The sequence below is a fragment of the Bradyrhizobium sp. USDA3010 genome, from assembly GCF_056429065.1.
The window spans coordinates 456087-473482 of sequence record NZ_JBWJZD010000001.1 but is presented as its reverse complement, the minus strand read 5'-3'; the positions used below and the strand labels follow the sequence as shown (position 1 = coordinate 473482).

At 65.2% G+C, this 17396-nt stretch carries 14 protein-coding genes; 10 read left to right on the top strand and 4 right to left on the bottom strand.

Translation table 11 applies throughout. The features are described from left to right. Nucleotides 1–79: 79 nt before the first annotated feature. The 4 genes from AC066Y_RS02040 to AC066Y_RS02025 are packed head-to-tail and all read right to left on the bottom strand — an operon-like array spanning nt 80 to nt 5622. The gene (locus AC066Y_RS02040; RefSeq protein ID WP_050425909.1) at nt 80–817 is read right to left on the bottom strand and encodes a response regulator; all 738 of its coding nucleotides are present in this window, start codon (nt 815–817) and stop codon (nt 80–82) included. Further along, nucleotides 814–2562 carry an ATP-binding response regulator gene (locus tag AC066Y_RS02035; RefSeq protein ID WP_478272423.1) on the bottom strand — a complete coding sequence of 583 codons (1749 nt, stop codon included), beginning with the start codon at nt 2560–2562 and terminating at the stop codon, nt 814–816. The genes AC066Y_RS02040 and AC066Y_RS02035 overlap by 4 nt, the downstream gene beginning before the upstream one ends. Next, a complete protein-coding gene (locus AC066Y_RS02030; protein WP_478272422.1) occupies nt 2532–4598 on the bottom strand; it encodes a sensor histidine kinase in 2067 nt (688 codons plus the stop codon). Before AC066Y_RS02030 ends, AC066Y_RS02035 begins: the two co-directional genes overlap by 31 nt. Nucleotides 4599–4632: 34 nt before the next feature. Beyond that, on the bottom strand, nt 4633–5622 hold the full coding sequence (locus tag AC066Y_RS02025; RefSeq protein ID WP_478272421.1) for a TRAP transporter substrate-binding protein: 990 nt from the start codon (nt 5620–5622) through the stop codon (nt 4633–4635). Nucleotides 5623–5837: 215 nt separating this feature from the next. Between AC066Y_RS02025 and ugpB the strand changes: the two genes are divergently transcribed. The 10 genes from ugpB (at nt 5838) to AC066Y_RS01975 (ending at nt 17322) form a co-directional block, all read left to right on the top strand. Next, nucleotides 5838–7148, top strand: coding sequence for a sn-glycerol-3-phosphate ABC transporter substrate-binding protein UgpB (gene ugpB, locus AC066Y_RS02020; RefSeq protein ID WP_478272574.1), 1311 nt, complete (start codon nt 5838–5840; stop codon nt 7146–7148). Nucleotides 7149–7433: 285 nt separating this feature from the next. Beyond that, complete coding sequence (locus AC066Y_RS02015; protein WP_478272420.1) at nt 7434–8384, top strand: aminoglycoside phosphotransferase family protein; 951 nt, start codon at nt 7434–7436, stop codon at nt 8382–8384. Nucleotides 8385–8829: 445 nt separating this feature from the next. After that, a complete protein-coding gene (locus AC066Y_RS02010; protein ID WP_478272419.1) occupies nt 8830–10452 on the top strand; it encodes an ABC transporter substrate-binding protein in 1623 nt (540 codons plus the stop codon). Nucleotides 10453–10459: 7 nt separating this feature from the next. Next, on the top strand, nt 10460–11473 hold the full coding sequence (locus tag AC066Y_RS02005; RefSeq protein WP_092122920.1) for an ABC transporter permease: 1014 nt from the start codon (nt 10460–10462) through the stop codon (nt 11471–11473). 9 nt (nt 11474–11482) lie between these two features. Continuing rightward, complete coding sequence (locus tag AC066Y_RS02000; RefSeq protein ID WP_176533971.1) at nt 11483–12382, top strand: ABC transporter permease; 900 nt, start codon at nt 11483–11485, stop codon at nt 12380–12382. 283 nt (nt 12383–12665) lie between these two features. Beyond that, nucleotides 12666–14483, top strand: coding sequence for a dipeptide ABC transporter ATP-binding protein (locus AC066Y_RS01995; protein WP_478272418.1), 1818 nt, complete (start codon nt 12666–12668; stop codon nt 14481–14483). A 19-nt stretch (nt 14484–14502) separates the two neighbouring features. Then, nucleotides 14503–14682, top strand: coding sequence for a DUF4089 domain-containing protein (locus AC066Y_RS01990; RefSeq protein WP_478272417.1), 180 nt, complete (start codon nt 14503–14505; stop codon nt 14680–14682). 7 nt (nt 14683–14689) lie between these two features. After that, the gene (locus tag AC066Y_RS01985; RefSeq protein ID WP_478272416.1) at nt 14690–16093 is read left to right on the top strand and encodes an AtzE family amidohydrolase; all 1404 of its coding nucleotides are present in this window, start codon (nt 14690–14692) and stop codon (nt 16091–16093) included. A gap of 56 nt (nt 16094–16149) precedes the next feature. Continuing rightward, nucleotides 16150–16542, top strand: a complete 393-nt coding sequence (gene hpxZ, locus AC066Y_RS01980; protein ID WP_478272415.1) for an oxalurate catabolism protein HpxZ — start codon at nt 16150–16152, stop codon at nt 16540–16542. A 42-nt stretch (nt 16543–16584) separates the two neighbouring features. Next, on the top strand, nt 16585–17322 hold the full coding sequence (locus tag AC066Y_RS01975; protein ID WP_456719140.1) for a GntR family transcriptional regulator: 738 nt from the start codon (nt 16585–16587) through the stop codon (nt 17320–17322). Nucleotides 17323–17396 lie beyond the last annotated feature (74 nt).

The following is a 17396-nucleotide window of genomic DNA, read 5'->3' as shown; positions in this document are numbered from 1 at the left end:
CGACGGCCACCAGCCGGCCGTGCATCCTTCGAGACGCGCTACGCGCTCCTCAGGATGACGGGGACGGCGCCGGAATGAGCTACGCCTTGTCGCCGGTCGGCGAGAACAGATAGCCGCCGCCGCGGATGGTCCGGATCACCGACGGCTTGGTCGGGTCGAATTCGATCTTGCGGCGGATGCGCATGATGCGCAGGTCGACGGCGCGGTCGAAGGCTTCCGCGTCGCGCGCATTGGCGAGTTCCAAGAGCCGCTCGCGCGACAGCACGCGCTTCGGATTGGCGGCGAACACCTTCAGCAGGCCGAATTCCGAGGCCGTCAGCGGGTGCTCATTGCCCTCGTCGTCGCGCAGCGCCTGGGCCTCGAGATCGAGCCATTTGGTGCCGAACCGCACCAGCTGCTCCTTTTCCGCCTTCGCGCTCGCCGGTTCCGGCGCGGCTGATTTCGCGGGGCCGCTCCGCCGCAGCACCGAGCGGATCCGTGCCATCAGCTCGCGCAATTCGCAGGGCTTGGCCACGTAATCGTCGGCGCCGAGCTCGAGCCCGACCACCCGATCGATCGGGCTGGCAGTAGCTGTCAGCATGATGACCGGGACGTTGATCTTGCTCTTGAGGTCGCGAATGATCGACAGACCATCCTCCTCGGGCATGTTGAGGTCCAGCACCACGAGATCGGGCGTGCTGCTCTCGATCTCCTTGCGCAGGCTCTTGCCGCCATCGCACAGCGTCACGCCGAAGCCGTGCATCTTGAGGTAATCGCCGACCATCTCGCGGGCCGGTGCCTCATCGTCGACGATGAAGATATGCGGGTTCTGGTTCATGATGTCTCTGTCGCCGGCAGTGTAACCGTAAAGGTCGACCCCTGTCCGGGGCCCGGGCTCTGTGCGGTCACATGGCCGCCATGCATGTCGATAATGCGCTTGACGATGGAAAGGCCGAGGCCGGTCGAGCTTTCGCCTGCGGTCGGCTTGGCCGACAGCCGCTGGAACCGGCCGAACAGCCGGCCGAGATCCTCTGGGCTGAGGCCGGGGCCCTGGTCGGCGATCCGGATCACCGTGTCGTCACCCTCGTGGCTGACCGCCACCGTGATCTTGCCGCCGATCGGCGAGTACTTGATGGCGTTGCTGACGAGGTTGTCGATCGCCTCGCGGATCCGGTCGCCATCGCACATCGTGACGAAGTGCTGCGGACCAGAGACCGAGATGCTCTGCTGCTTGTTGACGGCCGAGGGCAAATTGGCCTCGGTGACCTCGTTGACGAGGGCCGCGACGTCGACCGGCTCGCGGCGGATGGTGATGTCGAAGGCGTCGGCCATCGCATCCGAGATCAGGTGGTCGACCATCGAGGTCAGCCGCTTGGTGGCGTCCCTGATGTGCTCGACCTGGGCGGTGACGTTCTCCTTCGGAGAGCCGGCACTTATCAATTCGGTCAGCATCTCGGTGCGGCCGAGGATCACGCCGAGCGGATTCTTCAGATCGTGGGCGACGGTGCCGAGGATTTCGTTCTTGAAGCCGTTGGCGCGCTGCAGCCGCAGCCATTGTGCCGACAGCCGCCGGTTGGCCTGCATCAGCGCGCGGGTGCGCTGCGTGACGCGGTCCTCGAGCTGGGCATTGGCCTCTTGAAGCTGCTGGTAGAGGATCACGTTGTCGAACGCGATCGACAGCCGGCTCGAGAAGATCTCGACCAGCGCGCGGTCGGTATCGGAGAGCTGGCGCTCGGCCTGCAGCAGCACCACGACCTCGCGGCCGCTGCCGGTGCGTGAATAGAGCACGCTGCGGTGGTCGGCGAACTCGTTCTTGCGGCGCTGGAACGCTTCCTCGACCATGTGCCGCAGGTCCGGGTCGAGCGCCTTCGAGGACGTCGTGCCGATGAAGCGGCTGTAGCAGCCCGAGCAGGCCAGCACCGAGAAATCGGCGGCGGCCGCGTTGCCATCGTCGCGCAGCACCAGGATGCCGGCGCAGTCGACATTGAGCAGCGAGGCGAGTTGCGTCAGCACGCCCTCGGCCAGCCGCTGCATCGACTTGAAGTCGTACAGCGTCGAGGCCGCGTCGATGATGATCTCGAGCCCGCGCCTGGTCTGCACCATGCGTTCGAGCTGCTGGTAGCTGCGCAGCGCCGCGGTCAGCGAGGTGAACAGCTTGTCGGCGGTGAGCTCGGTCTTCGCCTTGTAGTCGTTGATGTCGTATTGCACGATGACACGCCGCTCCGGCGCCTGGCCGGGCTGGCCGGTGCGCAGGATGATGCGGACGGTCTCGTTCTTGATCTCGTTGCGGATGTATTCGACGAGCTCGAGGCCGGCGACGTCGGTCTCCATGATGACGTCGAGCAGCACGGCCGCGATGTCGGGGTTGTCCCGCATCAGCGTGCGGCCTTCGGCCGCAGAGTAGGCCGACAGGATCTCCAGCGTCGCGCCGTTCAGGTTGTAGTCGCTGAGCGCAAAACGGGTGCCTTCGTGGACGGCGTGATCGTCGTCGATCACGGCGATCTTCCATTTCCGTACCGGCGAGTCCTCCGGGGGGCTCTCGGTGTCGTCGATCAGTTGGAGGACATCGTCCTGTTCGGCCATTGACTGGTTCCGTCGGCTGCTGTGTCAGTGATCGTGGGTTCGCCCTTGGGAGCCCCCTTGGCGATCCTGGGCATGATAATGCGAAAAGTGGTGCCTTGTCCTACCCTTGACTCCAGCATCATGCGTCCGCCGAGCTGCTGGGTGACGAGGTTATAGACGATATGGAGGCCGAGGCCCGTACCACCTTCGTTGCGTCGGGTCGTGAAGAACGGGTCGAATGCCTGTCGCTGCACGTCCGGCGTCATGCCAGCCCCGTCGTCTGCGAAGATGATCTCGACATCATCAGCGCCACGGCCGCGCGCCGAGATCGTGATGTTGCCAGAGCGGCCGTTGGCGAAGGCATGATTGACGGCGTTGAGGAAAAGATTGGTTAAGATCTGGCCATAGGCGCCGGGATAGCCGTCGATCAGGAGCCCATCGGGCACATCGACGGACAGCGCGATCTGGGCCTTCTTCAGCACCGGCCGCAGGCTCGCCACGATCTGGTCGGTCGATTCGCTCAAGGCAAACTGGCGGCGTTCGGCATGCGAGCGATCGACGGCGACCTGCTTGAACGACTGGATCAGTTCGCCGGCGCGCTGCAGGTTCGAGACCAGTTGCTGCGATGCGTCACGCGAGGCGCGCACGAATTCGTCGAGCTTGGAGCGGCGCAGCGGCTCGGTCTTCAGGTCGTTCTCGAACATCTCGCTGCGGCGGGCAAAGCTCGAGGCGACCGTCAGGCTGATGCCGATCGGATTGTTGACCTCGTGGGCGACGCCGGCAACAAGCCCGCCGAGCGCGGCGAGGCGTTCGGCATCGATCAGGTTCTGCTGGGCGGCGTTGAGCTCGAGCAGCGCACTCTCGGCCTTCTCCTTGGCGCTGCGCAGCTCGTCCTCGGTCTTGCGCTTGGCGATGGCGTTTTCGCGGAACACCTCGACCGCACGCGCCATGGCGCCGACCTCGTCCTTGGCCGAGGTGCCCTGCACCGGCCGGTCGAGATCGCCCGAGGTGATGGTGCGCATCGACGCCATGATCTGCGCCAGCGGCAGCCGGATCGACAATGCGATCATGACGCCGGCCGACATGATGACGCCGAGGAAGATCACGGCGATCGACAGCACCCGGCGCGAGATCGACGTCAGCGTCTTGTCGAATGTCTCCTGCGCCTTCTGCTCGCGCTGGCGCATCTTCACCGAGAGCTCGTCGATCGCGCCGATCGCGTCGGCCTGGCTGGCGTCGATCGAGTTGCGCAACAGATCGGTGCGGTTGGTGAGCTGTTCGCTGAGCTTGCCGAGCCCGTCGCGCAGCTCGGCGGTCTTGACCTTGAGCCGCGCCAGCGCCATGCGCTGCAGATCGTTCTCGGCCAGATCGGTCATGACGGGAATCGTCTTCTCGATCGTATCGATGTTGCGGCGGGCTTCCTCGGCCGACGAGGAGGCAAGCGAGAGGTAGTAGGCGTTGGCGGCGACCAAGAGCGAGGTGAAGGCTTCGCGCGATTTGCCGAGCGCGGGCCAGATCAGCGCGTCGCGATGGCCGGTGGCGCCCTCGATGATCGAATAGAGCCCAGCCATGTCCCTGGTCGGCGACAGCACCTGCTCGTCATAGGTCTTGGAGATCGTGGTCTGCAGGGTGCGCAATTCACCGAAGCCGTCGAGGAAACGGCTGGTGACGCGCTCCAGCTGCTCGACCGAGCCCGACAGCATCGGGTCGGTCGAGGCCCGGTTGGTCAGCGTGCCGAGCACGGCCTCGCGCAACAGCAGGATTTCCGCGAACAGGTCCGGGCTCGGCTGGTTGATGTAGCGGTGGATCAGGTTCTGCAGACGGCTGGTCTCGCTTTCGAGCTTGGCCAGGATCTTGTCGGATTCCCGGACCTGGCGGACGTCGTCCCAGGCCGAGCCGAGCACCTTCGAGCCGTTCCAGATCAGCACCGCGAGCACGATCACGACGGCGGAATTGAGCAGCGCGATCGAAAGAATGCGCCAGCGGATCGGCACCGCACGGAGCAACTGGACGATGCGGAAACGGCCCTGCGGCCCAAAGGCCGCCCGCCGTCGCATCGTCCCGTCCTGTTTGGGCGCGTCCAAGATCCGGTCACTCCATGTTGCGGATGCGTTCGATCAGCGCAGCTATCGCCGGATCGCGCTCCGCCTTGGCATAGATGCCGGCCATCGCCGCCTCGAACGGCTTGCGGTCGAAATCGGTCACGACCTTGACGCCGGCCTGCTCCGCCTGCTTGCGCGAGCGCTCCTCGAGCTCCCGCCACTTCTCGCGCATGTAGAGGCTGGAGCGCTGCGCGGCTTCGCGGAAGGTGGTCTGCTCATCCGGCGTGAGGCTGGCCCAGGCCTTGCGCGACATCACCAGCACTTCGGGGCTGACGGTGTGCTGGGTCAGGGTGTAGTAGCCGGCGTATTTGTAGTGGCCGGTGGTGACGAAGGACGGCCAGTTGTTCTCCGCGCCATCGATCAGCCGGTTGGCGAGCCCGGTCAGCACCTGGCCGTAGGCCATCTCGACCGGCTGGGCGCCGAGCGCGCGGATCATGTCCGACATCTGTGCGGATTGCTGCACACGCAGCCGCAGCCCCTTGAGGTCGTCGAGCGAACGCACCGGGCGGGCGCTGTTATAGATCGAGCGGGCGCCGGAATCGTAGAAGGTCAGCCCGACGAAGCCGTGGGCCTCGAGACTGTTCAGGATCTCGTTGCCGATCGGCCCATCCAGCACATGCTGCAGGTGCTCAAGGGATCGAAACAGGAACGGCATCGCCAGCACATTCACCGAAGGCACCATGGTTCCGATCAGCGCGACATTGGTCCGGTTCAGATCGATGGCGCCGGCCCGGGTCTGCTCCAGCGTCTCCTTTTCCTCGCCGAGCTGGCGGGAATGGAAGACCACGATGCGGTGCCGGCCGCCGGTGCGCTCGGCGATCAGGCGGTCCATGTAATTCAGCGCCTGGACCGTCGGATAGTCTTCATTCTGGGTATCGGCAGTGCGGAATTCGCGCGCAAAGGCACTCGCCGAGACCGCTGTCCATAGCAGCGCGAAGGCAAGCGTTATTGTCCGCGAAAGGCCGGCGCGGCGATACACAGGCTACAATTCCCCTTGTGATTTGAGTCCGGGGCGGGAGGAAAAGGTTCAACGCTTTTAGCAGAATGGCGGTGGTTCGCCCATCTGCCAAACGTTAAAACCGTGCTGCAACCTGCGGTGTCGATTGAATTTGCGGTTGTAGCGCCGTATGACCGCGTGTTGGCATCCGGGAACGGCTGGTCGTGAAGTTCGCCTTGAAGCTCGCCTCGAAGCTCTTGCACCTCCTCCCGCACCTCGTCGTCGCGGCCCTTCTGCTTGTGGCACCGGCACGAGCGGCGACCGAGATCATGTGGTGGCACGCGATGTCGGGCGAGCTCGGCAAGCAGCTCGAGAAGCTCGCCGCCGACTTCAACGCCTCGCAATCCGACTACCGCATCGTGCCCGCCTACAAGGGCAACTACACCGAGACCGTCACCGCGGCGATCTTCGCCTTCCGCTCGCGCAGCCAGCCGGCGATCGTTCAGGTCAACGAGATCGCCACCGCAACCATGATGGCGGCGCGCGGCGCGATCTATCCGGTGTTCGAGCTGATGCGCGATCAATCGGAGGCGTTCGCGCCACAGGCCTATCTGCCCGCGGTGGCGGGCTACTATGCCGATGTCGACGGCAACATGCTGTCGTTCCCGTTCAACGCCTCGACGCCGATCCTGTACTACAACAAGGATATGTTCCGCTCGGCCGGGCTCGATCCGGGTGCGCCTCCGAAGACCTGGCCGGAGCTCGGCGTCGTGGCCAAGCGGCTGCGCGCGGCGGGTGCGATGTGCGGCGTCACCACGTCATGGCCGTCCTGGATCAATGTCGAGAACTTCTCGGCCTTCCACAATTTGCCGATCGCGACCAGGTCCAACGGCTTTGCCGGTCTCGACGCGCAGCTGGTCTTCAACAACCCGATCGTGCTGCGTCACATCGCGCAGCTGGCACAATGGCAGGCCGACAAGACCTTCGATTACAGCGGCCGCGGGCAGGCGGCCGAGCCGCGTTTTCAGAAGGGCGAATGCGGCATCTTCATCGGCTCGTCAGGAACGCGCGCCGACATCCAGGCCAATTCGAAATTCGAGGTCGGCTACGGCATGATGCCGTATGAGCCCGACGTGCAGGGCGCGCCGCAGAATTCGATCATCGGCGGCGCGACGCTGTGGGTGCTGCGCGACCGGCCGCGCGCCGAATATGCCGGAGTGGCAAAGTTCTTCGCCTATCTGTCGCGGCCCGAGGTGCAGGCCGCCTGGCACCAGAACACGGGCTACCTGCCGATCACCCGCGCAGCCTTCGATCTCAGTCGCACGCAGGGCTTCTACGATCGCAATCCCGGCGCCTCGATCTCGATCGAGGAGGTCACGCTGAAGCCGCCGACCGACAATTCGAAGGGCGTCCGGCTTGGCTCGTTCGTCCTGATTCGCGACGTGATCGAGGAGGAGCTCGAGCAGGTGTTCGCCGGCAAGCGCTCGGCGCAGGCCGCGATGGACAACGCCGTCGAACGCGGCAACCGTCTGCTGCGCCAGTTCGAGCGCGCCAATCCGGATCGGTGATGGCACATATCCTCCCAGGTGACGGAGAAGCAGCTCAGCAGCCTGGATGAATGTATGACTCAGTGACTGCGCAACAGATTCGGTGTCGTCCCTGTGAAAGCAGGGACCGATAACCACCGAAGCTCATAGTTGCGCACGACAGGGACGACGAGTCCCTTTCGTAACGTCCGCCGCGGAATATGGGTCCCTGCTCCTGTGCGCAATTGCGCACTAGGCAGGGACGACAGTTGAACAAGCCTTTGCGGAGGGATGACGAGGATAGATTGGGCTACGAGATTCCTTGAAATGATATCGCTTCCACCCATCACCGACTACGACACCTACCGCGTCTGGCGCGGCGACGCGTCGCGCTGGCTGCCGGTCGTGCGCGATATTGCCGATCGCCACGGGCTATCCTGGGGCGCGCCGCATGTGTTCTCGACCGGCACCAACCTCGTCATCGGGCTCGACGGTGAGCTGATCCTGAAGCTGTTCCCGCCGCTTCTGCGCCCGCAATTCGTCTCCGAACGCGGCGCGCTCGCCGAGCTGCGCGGACGGCTCGGCATTCCGATTCCCTATTTCATTGCAGAGGGCGAGCGCGACGGCTGGCCCTATCTCGTCATCACGCGCCTCGCCGGCACCGTCGGCTCGGAGGTGTGGCCATCGCTGTCGGAAGCCGAACGCGAGCGCGTGCTCGGCGAGATCGGCGCCGTGATTGCCGAGGTGCAACGCGTGCCGCCCGGCAGCCTGCTTGCGATCGAGCCGCGCTGGGAGGCTTTCATGCATGGGCAGATCGCGCAGTGCCGGGCGCGGCATGAGCGGCTCGGCCTGCCGGCGAAATTCCTCACCTCGCTCGATGATCTCCTGCGTGACGCCACTGAGCTGATCCCGATGCACGCGCCGCCGGTGATCCTGACCGGCGAGTACATTCCGGAGAATTTCCTGCTGGGCCGCCGGGCCGATGGTTGGCACGTCGCCGGCCTGTTCGACTTCGGCGACGTCCGGACTGGATGGGGCGAGTACGACCTGCTCGGTCCCAGCGCCTTCATGGCCGCCGGGCATCCGCGGCTTGTGCGCAGCCTGTTCGACGGCTACGGCATCCCGCGCAGCGAGGTGAATTTCACACTGAAGCGGCGGCTGATGGCGCTGATGATGCTGCACTCGGCCGGCGATCCGCTGCGCCATATCTGCATCGCGGGCTGGCCGGATCGGGTCGATGATCTCGTGCAATTGCAGGGGTTGGTCTGGCCCGACTAAAGCGTGCTGGACGAGGTTGTTCTGCCGCCGCGGCGGACGTTCACCTCTCCCTTGGGAGAGGTCGGCGCGCAGCGCCGGGTGAGGGATTACGGTCTCTCGTTGGAGCCGCGGCCCCTCACCCGATTTGCTGCGCAAATCGACCTCTCCCCAATGGGGAGAGGTAAACCCAGTCGGCGTACCCGATTGAATCCAAACTCTTCCCCTGCTTTAGCTGTCCGAGCGTCGGCCAGAAAGCGAGCAGGGCTCATTTCGTGCTCATTTCTTAAGCAGCAGGCCGTGCTTTGTATGCAACGATGGGTACGTAGCCTTGTGCCAGATCGAGGTGCCTGTACCAATTTTATATTACATTACAAAGCATTAGCGCCTCATAAGATTTCGTTAAGGGTTGGCACAATCCTTGCGATCTGAGTTCCAAGGCCGTTCTCAAGGGGCGTTGGAGCATCACATGAAGCGTCGCGATTTCCTCAAATCGGTGTCCGGGCTGGCAGCGGGGGCGTTGGCGCCGACCGCGCCCGCGATCTGGTCGCCGGCCAAGGCCGACGCGCGCTCCGAGACGCTGCTGATCGTCTCCGAGGGCGGTCCCAACAATCTCGATATCCACGGCGTCGGCACCAACGTGCCCGGCTATGAAGTGTCGTGGAATTGCTACGACCGGCTGATCAGCCACGAGATGAAGAGCGGTCCGGGCGGCGTGCCCTATTACGACCGCGACAAGTTCAAGCCCGAGCTCGCCGAGGACATGAACATCGGCGACATGTCGGTCACCTTCAAGCTGCGGAAGAACGCCAAATTCCATGACGGCACGCAGGTCGCGGCGAAGGACGTCAAATGGTCGCTCGACCGTGCCGTCAGCGTCGGCGGCTTCCCGACATTCCAGATGAGCGCGGGCTCGCTGACCAAGCCCGAGCAGTTCGTCGTCGTCGACGACCATACGGTGCGCGTCGATTTCCTGAAGAAGGACAAGCTCACGATCCCCGATCTCGCTGTCATCGTGCCCTGCGTCGTCAACTCCGAGCTGGTGAAGAAGAACGCCAGCGAGAAGGACCCCTGGGGTCTCGAATTCACCAAGCAGCAGACCGCGGGCTCCGGTGCCTACAAGGTGACCAAATGGACCGCCGGCACCGAAGTGATTATGGAGCGCAACGACGACTGGGTCTCTGGCCCGATGCCGAAGATCAAGCGCGTGATCTGGCGCATGGTGCCGCAGGCCGGCAACCGCCGTGCGCTGCTCGAGCGCGGCGATGCCGATATCTCCTACGAGCTGCCGTTCAAGGATTTCCAGGAGATGAAGACGAACGGCAAGCTCAACGTGGTCTCGCTGCCGTTCTCCAACGGCATCCAGTACATCGGCATGAACGTGACCAAGCCGCCGTTCGACAATCCCAAGGTGCGGCAGGCGATGGCCTACGCGATGCCGTATCAGAAGATCATGGATGCGGTGCTGTTCGGCCTCGCCAACCCGATGTTCGGCGCACCGAAGGACAAGCCGACCGAGGTCGCCTGGCCGCAGCCGACCAAGTACGTCACCGACATGGAGAAGGCCAAGGCGCTGCTCGCGGAGGCCGGCTACGCCAACGGCTTCGAGACCACGATCTCGTTCGACCTGAATTTCGCGGGCGTCAACGAGCCGCTCTGCGTGCTGGTGCAGGAGAGCCTTGCGCAGCTCGGCATCAAGACCACCATCAACAAGGTGCCCGGCGCCAATTGGCGCACCGAGCTCACCAAGAAGGAGATGCCGCTGTTCACCAACGTGTTCTCGGGCTGGCTCGATTACCCCGAGTACTTCTTCTACTGGTGCTATCACGGCAACAATTCGATCTTCAACACGATGAGCTACAAGTCGCCGGAGATGGACAAGCTCATCGACGGCGCGCGTATTGCTGCCGCCAACGGCGACACCGCGGCCTACGACGCCGATGTGAAGGGCTTTGTCGATCTCGCCTTCACCGACATCCCGCGCATCCCGCTGTATCAGCCGTTCGTCAACGTCGCGATGCAGAAGAACATCTCGGGCTACGAATACTGGTTCCACCGCCGCCTCGACTATCGCGCGATGGCGAAGGGGTGAGGCGCGCATGCTGACCCTCATCGGCAAGCGGCTGCTGTTCGCGATCCCGTCGCTGATCGGGGTCGTGATCGTGACGTTCCTGCTGACGCGCGCGCTGCCGGGCGATCCCGCGGCGTATTTTGCAGGGCCTGCCGCGACGAAAGAAGCGGTCGACCAGATCCGGAAGAAGCTCGGCTTCGACAAGCCGCTGATCGAGCAGTTCGTCCGCTACACCAACGATCTCGCCCATGGCGATCTCGGCACCTCGCTGACCACGGGGCAGCCGGTCGCCGCCGAGCTGCGCAATCGCCTGCCGGCATCGGCCGAGCTCACTCTGCTCGGCCTCGTCGTCTCGATCGTGATCGCGATCCCGCTCGGCGTGCTGGCGGCGACGCGGCCGGGCTCCTGGATCGATCATCTCTGCCGCGTCACCACGACGGCGGGCGTGTCGCTGCCGGTGTTCTTCACAGGCCTCGTGCTGGTCTACGTGTTCTATTTCCGGCTCGGCTGGTCGCCGGCGCCGCTCGGCCGGCTCGACGTGTTCTATAGCGCACCGCCGACCGTCACCGGCTTCTACCTCATCGATGCCTTGATCGCGCGGGACTTCGAGGCGTTCCGCTCGGCGTTCAGCCAATTGATCCTGCCGGCGGTGACGCTCGCGATCTTCTCGCTGGCGCCGATCGCGCGCATGACGCGCGCCTCGATGCTGGCGGTGCTGGCGTCCGATTTCGTCCGCACCGCGCGCGCCAGCGGCCTGTCGCCCGGCAAGGTGATCGTGACCTACGCCTTCCGCAACGCGATGCTGCCGGTCATCACCACGCTCAGCATGGTGTTCTCCTTCCTGCTCGGGGCCAATGTGCTGGTGGAGAAGGTGTTCGCCTGGCCCGGCATCGGCTCCTACGCGGTCGAGGCGCTGATCGCGTCGGACTTCGCACCCGTACAGGGCTTCGTGCTGACCATGGCGGTCATGTACGTGCTGCTCAATCTTCTGATCGACATCCTCTATGGCGTGATCGATCCGCGCGTCAGGCTGGAAGGCTAGGGAGGGCGCATGAGCACCGTTGCACCGACCGTCGAACCCGCAGGTCCCGCCCGCACCTCCGGGCTTGCCGCAGTCTTCGAGCAGACCCGCTACGTGCTGGGCGAGAACAAGGTCACCGGCTTCGCCTTCGCGCTGCTGGTCGTGATCATGTTTGCGGCGCTGTTCGGGCCCTATGTGGTGCCTTATGACCCACTCGCTTCGGACACCGCGGCTGCATTGAAGCCGCCGTCCGCCGCGCACTGGTTCGGTACCGATCAGCTCGGCCGCGACATCTTCAGCCGGGTTATCGTTGCAACCAGGCTCGACACCTTCATCGCGGTCGCTTCCGTCGTGCTGGTGTTCCTGATGGGCGGGCTGGCCGGCATCGCCGCCGGCTATTTCGGCGGCTGGACCGATCGCATCGTCGGCCGCATCGCCGACACCATCATGGCGTTTCCGCTGTTCGTGCTGGCGATGGGCATCGTCGCGGCGCTCGGCAACACCGTGCAGAACATCATCATCGCGACCGCGATCGTGAACTTTCCGCTCTATGCCCGCGTCGCGCGCGCCGAAGCAAACGTCCGCCGCAATGCCGGCTTCGTGCAGGCGGCGCGGCTCTCCGGCAACGGCGAATACCGCATCCTGCTCGGGCACATCCTGCCCAACATCATGCCGATCATGATCGTGCAGATGTCGCTGACCATGGGCTATGCGATCCTCAACGCCGCGGGCCTCTCGTTCATCGGCCTCGGCGTCCGGCCGCCGACCGCGGAATGGGGCATCATGGTTGCCGAGGGCGCCGGCTTCATGGTGTCGGGCGAGTGGTGGATCGCGCTGTTCCCGGGCCTTGCGCTGATGATCGCGGTGTTCTGCTTCAACCTGCTCGGCGACGGCCTGCGCGACATCGTCGACCCGCAGCGGAGAACGTAAATGATGTGGACCTGGCTAACGCGTGCGCGCTTTCTTCGCCTCTCCCCGCGTGCGGGGAGAGGCCGGGCCGCGTTAGCGGACCGGGTGAGGGGGGCTCTCCGCGCACTCCTTAGCCAGTTGTACGTGCCGATAGATGCCCCTCACCCCAACCCTCTCCCCGCAAGAGCGGGGCGAGGGGGCGCACTGAACAAGGGGCGGACGTAATGACCGTCTCAGTACGGTTCCATGATACCGCTGCGCTCCTTTGCATGGGGTTGTTTTCGATATTTTGTGGGAGCCGCACATGACCGCCCCGCCGCTCCTCGACGTCAGGGACCTCACCGTCGAATTCACGACGCGTCGCGGCATTGTCAAGGCGGTGCAGCACGTCAACATATCCGTGGCTAAGGGCGAGACCGTCGGCATCGTCGGCGAGTCCGGCTCCGGCAAGTCGGTGACATCATATGCGGTGATGCGCATCCTCGACCGCGCCGGCCGGATCGCCGAGGGGTCGGTGATGTTTTCCGGCATCGACGTCAAGGCGGCGACCGAGAGCCAGATGCGCGATCTGCGCGGCCGCGAAGTCTCGATGATCTTCCAGAATCCGCGTGCGGCGCTCAATCCGATCCGCAAGGTCGGGCACCAGATCGAGGACGTGCTGCGCCAGCATGTGCAGCAGGCGCAGGTCACCGATCGCGGCGAGACGGCGATCGAGGCGCTGGAGCAGGTCAAGATCGCGCGTCCGCGCGAGCGCTATCACGCCTATCCGTTCGAGCTGTCCGGCGGCATGTGCCAGCGCGTCGTCATCGCACTCGCGCTCGCCTGCAACCCGCAGCTTCTGATCGCGGACGAGCCGACCACCGGCCTCGACGTCACCACCCAGAAGGCGGTGATGGACCTGATCGTCGAGCTGACCCGGCGTCGGTCGATGTCGACGATCCTGATCACGCACGATCTCGGCCTTGCCGCTGCCTATTGCGACCGCGTCGTGGTGATGGAGAAGGGCCGCGTGGTCGAGACGGCGAAGTCCGCCGACATCTTCGCCGCGCCCCAGCACGACTATACGAAGAAGCTGATGCGCGCCACGCCGCGGATCGGGGTGTCATTGCGGGACCTGCTGCCGGAGGAGGAGACGGCGGCGCTTTCTTCCGCCTCGCCCCGCGTGCGGGGAGAGGCCGCCACGCGCAGCGTGGCGGGTGAGGGGGACTCTCCACGAGCCGTGTCCACGGATACAGCCCCTCACCCCAGCCCTCTCCCCGTAAAGAGCGGGGCGAGGGAGCAGACGCAACCCCTCCTGCTCGTCGAAAAGCTCGTCAAGGAATATCCCCGCCAGGGCGTGGGGTCGGTGCTCACAAAGCTGTTCGGCCGCAAGCCGCCGGTCGAGGAGGACATCTTCCGCGCCGTCGACGGCATCAGCTTTTCGATCGACCATGGCGAGAGCGTCGGGCTGGTCGGCGAATCCGGCTGCGGCAAGTCGACGACGTCGATGATGGTGATGCGGCTCTTGGACCAGACCTCCGGCCGCATCATGTTCGATGGCGAGGACATCGGCGGCATCATGCCGCAATCCTTCGCGCGGCTGCCGCGGCGCAGCCAGATCCAGATGGTGTTCCAGGATCCGACCGACAGCCTCAATCCGCGCTTCACTGCGGCGCGCGCGATCGCGGACCCGATCATGCAACTCGGCGACATCAGGGGGCGCGATGCGCTCCGCGACCGCTGCGAGGAGCTGGCACGGCTGGTCGGCCTGCCGGTCAATCTCCTGGATCGCTTTCCGCACCAGCTTTCAGGCGGCCAGAAGGCCCGTGTCGGTATCGCGCGCGCGATTGCGCTGCACCCGAAGCTCGTCATCCTCGACGAGCCGACCGCGGCACTCGACGTCTCGGTGCAGGCGGTGGTGCTCAATTTGCTGCAGGACCTCAAGCAATCGATGGGCATGAGCTATCTGTTCGTGTCGCACGATCTCAACGTGGTGCGTCTGCTGTGTGATCGCGTCATCGTGATGCGCAGCGGTCGCATCGTCGAGCAGGGCGCATCCGAACACGTCTTGGGCAATCCGCAGGATGCCTATACAAGGGAGCTGCTCACGGCGATCCCGCATCCGCCGTTGCCGGTGTCTTGAAAAACTCATTGGGAGCGAAATGGACGATCATCTCGACGATTACATGAACGCCGTCGCCCGGACGATGGCGTTGCCGCTGGAAGACGCCTGGCGTCCGGCGGTGCGCGCAAATCTCGAGGTCGCGCTGCGGCTGGCGCGGTTGGTCGATGACTTCCCGCTGCCTGACGACGTCGCGTCGGCCGCCGTCTATTCGACCTGAGATCGCGATGTCAGAGACTCCCACCGCCATGTCGGCCGCCGAAATCGCGCAGGCCGTATCGAGCCGCAAGATCACGGCCCTTGCCGCGACCGAAGCGGCGCTCGCGCGCATCGCGGCGCACGACAAGGTCCTCAACGCCTTCACCGACGTCACCGCCGATCGCGCGCGGGCCAGGGCCAGGGCGGTCGACGCGGCGATCGCGGCGGGCCAACCGGGCGGCCCGCTTGCCGGCGTGCCCTTCGCGGTGAAGAATCTGTTCGACGTGCAGGGCCTCTCGACCCGCGCAGGCTCCAAGATCAATCGCGATCTGCCGCCGTCGCCGCGCGATGCCACGCTGATCGAGCGAATGGAAGCGGCCGGCGCCGTGCTGGTCGGCGCGCTCAACATGGGCGAATACGCCTACGACTTCACCGGCGAGAACGCCCATGACGGTCCATCGCGCAATCCGCATGATCCGACGCGGATGGCGGGCGGCTCCTCGGGCGGCTCCGGCAGCGCCGTCGGCGGCGCACTGGTGCCGATCGCGCTCGGCTCCGATACCAACGGCTCGATCCGGGTGCCGTCGTCGTTCTGCGGCATATTCGGCCTGAAGCCGACCTATGGCCGGCTATCGCGCGCGCGATCCTTTCCGTTCGTCGCAAGCCTCGATCACCTCGGCCCGTTTGCCCGCAGCGTGAAAGATCTCGCGCTGGCCTATGACGCCATGCAGGGGCCTGATGCCGACGATCCCGCCTGCATCGTGCAATCGGTCGAACCGACCGTGCCGTTGCTTGCCAACGATGTCAGCCGGCTGCGCGTTGCAATCGCCGGCGGCTATTTCCAGCAGAATTTGTTGCCGGAGGCCGTCGAAGCGGTCGCGCGCGTGGCAAAGGCGCTCGGTGCCACCCAGACCGTGGAGCTGCCGGAAGCGGCGCGCGCCCGCGCCGCCGCCTTCATCATGACCACGACCGAGGGCGCCGCGCTGCACCTCGATCGGCTGCGCAAGCGTCCCCGCGACTTTGACCCGCCGGTGCGCGACCGCCTGATCGCCGGCGCGATGATCCCGGCGGTCTATGTCGACAAGGCGCAGAAATTCCGCCGCTGGTACCGCGCCAAGGTGCTGGAGCTGTTCCAGTCGGTCGACGTGATCCTGGCGCCGGCAACGCCGTGCACGGCGCCGAAGATCGGCCAGGCCACCTTTACGCTCGACGGGGTCGAGCTTCCGGTGCGTCCCAATATCGGTATCCACACCCAGCCGATCTCCTTCATCGGCCTGCCGGTGGCCGCCGTGCCGGTCCCGCTTGAACCGATGCCGATCGGCGTGCAGATCATTGCCGCGCCCTGGCGCGAGGACATCGCGCTGCGGGTCGCTTATGCGCTGGAACAGATGGGTGTCGCCACGGCGCCCGCGCCAAGAGGAATCAGCGCATGATCCGGAAAAGTGGAAACCGGTTTTCCGATAAGATCATGCGCAAATGAGGTAGAGCCATGGAGATCGACCTTCCCGACGTGCGCGCCGAGGTCACCGCGCAGTTCGAGCGCTACGAGAAGGCGCTGGTCTCGAACGATGTCGGCGTGCTCGACGAGCTCTTCCGCAACGACAGCCGGACGCTGCGCTATGGCATCGGCGAGAATCTTTATGGCTACGCCGAGATCGCAGCGTTTCGTGCCGGGCGGCCGGCAGCCGGGCTGATGCGCAGGATCGACCGCACCGTGATCACGACCTATGGCCGCGACACCGCAATCGCCTCGACGCTGTTCTATCGGGACAGCGCACCGGGGCGGGTGGGGCGGCAGATGCAGACATGGATTCGCTTCGCCGAGGGCTGGAGAATCGTCGCCGCCCATGTCAGCGTCATTGATGAACCCAAAGGTGTTTGAACAAGGGGGCTTGATCAGGGTGATTGAAGGGGCGTTTCAGCCATGAGCCTGGACGATCTTCCGACCCGCGCGCCGCAGCCGCAGGGCACCGAGCCGGAGCCGCTGGTGCGGCGTGTCGATCGCGCGTCGTCGCTGGTCGACAAGACCACCCGCGCCGAAGAACTCCGGCTGCAGCTCGCCGACGAGATCGTGCGCGGCACGCTGCCGCCGGGCGCCGGGCTCGATGAAACCGATCTGGCGCGCCGCTTCAAGGTCTCGCGTACGCCGGTGCGCGAGGCGCTGCGGCAATTGGCCGCCAGCGGTCTGATCGACGCGCGCGCGCATCGTGGTGCCGTGGTGGCGCGGCCGTCGCTCGAGCGGCTCACCGGCATGTTCGAGGCGATGGCCGAGCTCGAGGCGATGTGCGCCGGCCTCGCTGCCGAGCGGATGACAGCGGCGGAGCGTCACGCGCTGGAGGCGGTCCATGAGGAGCTGCGGGTATTGAGCTACACCGGCAATCCCGAGCGCTTCCACGAGGTCAATGAGCGCTTTCACAACGCGATCTATGCCGGATCGCAGAACGCCTATATCGCCGAGATCACCCTGGCGACGCGGGTGCGGGTGCAGCCGTTCCGCCGCGCCCAGTTTCGCAACCTCGGGCGGCTGGCAAAATCCCACGCCGAGCACGACCGTGTCGTCGTCGCCATCCTGCGCGGCGACAAGCCAGGTGCGGCCGCCGCGATGCGCGCCCATATCGAGCAGGTGCGCGGGGAATACGAGACCTACGCAGTGTCGGTGTAGGTCCTGCTACCTCGCCCCGCTTGCGGGGAGAGGTCGGATCGCATGGAGCGTAGCGTAATGCGATCCGGGTGAGG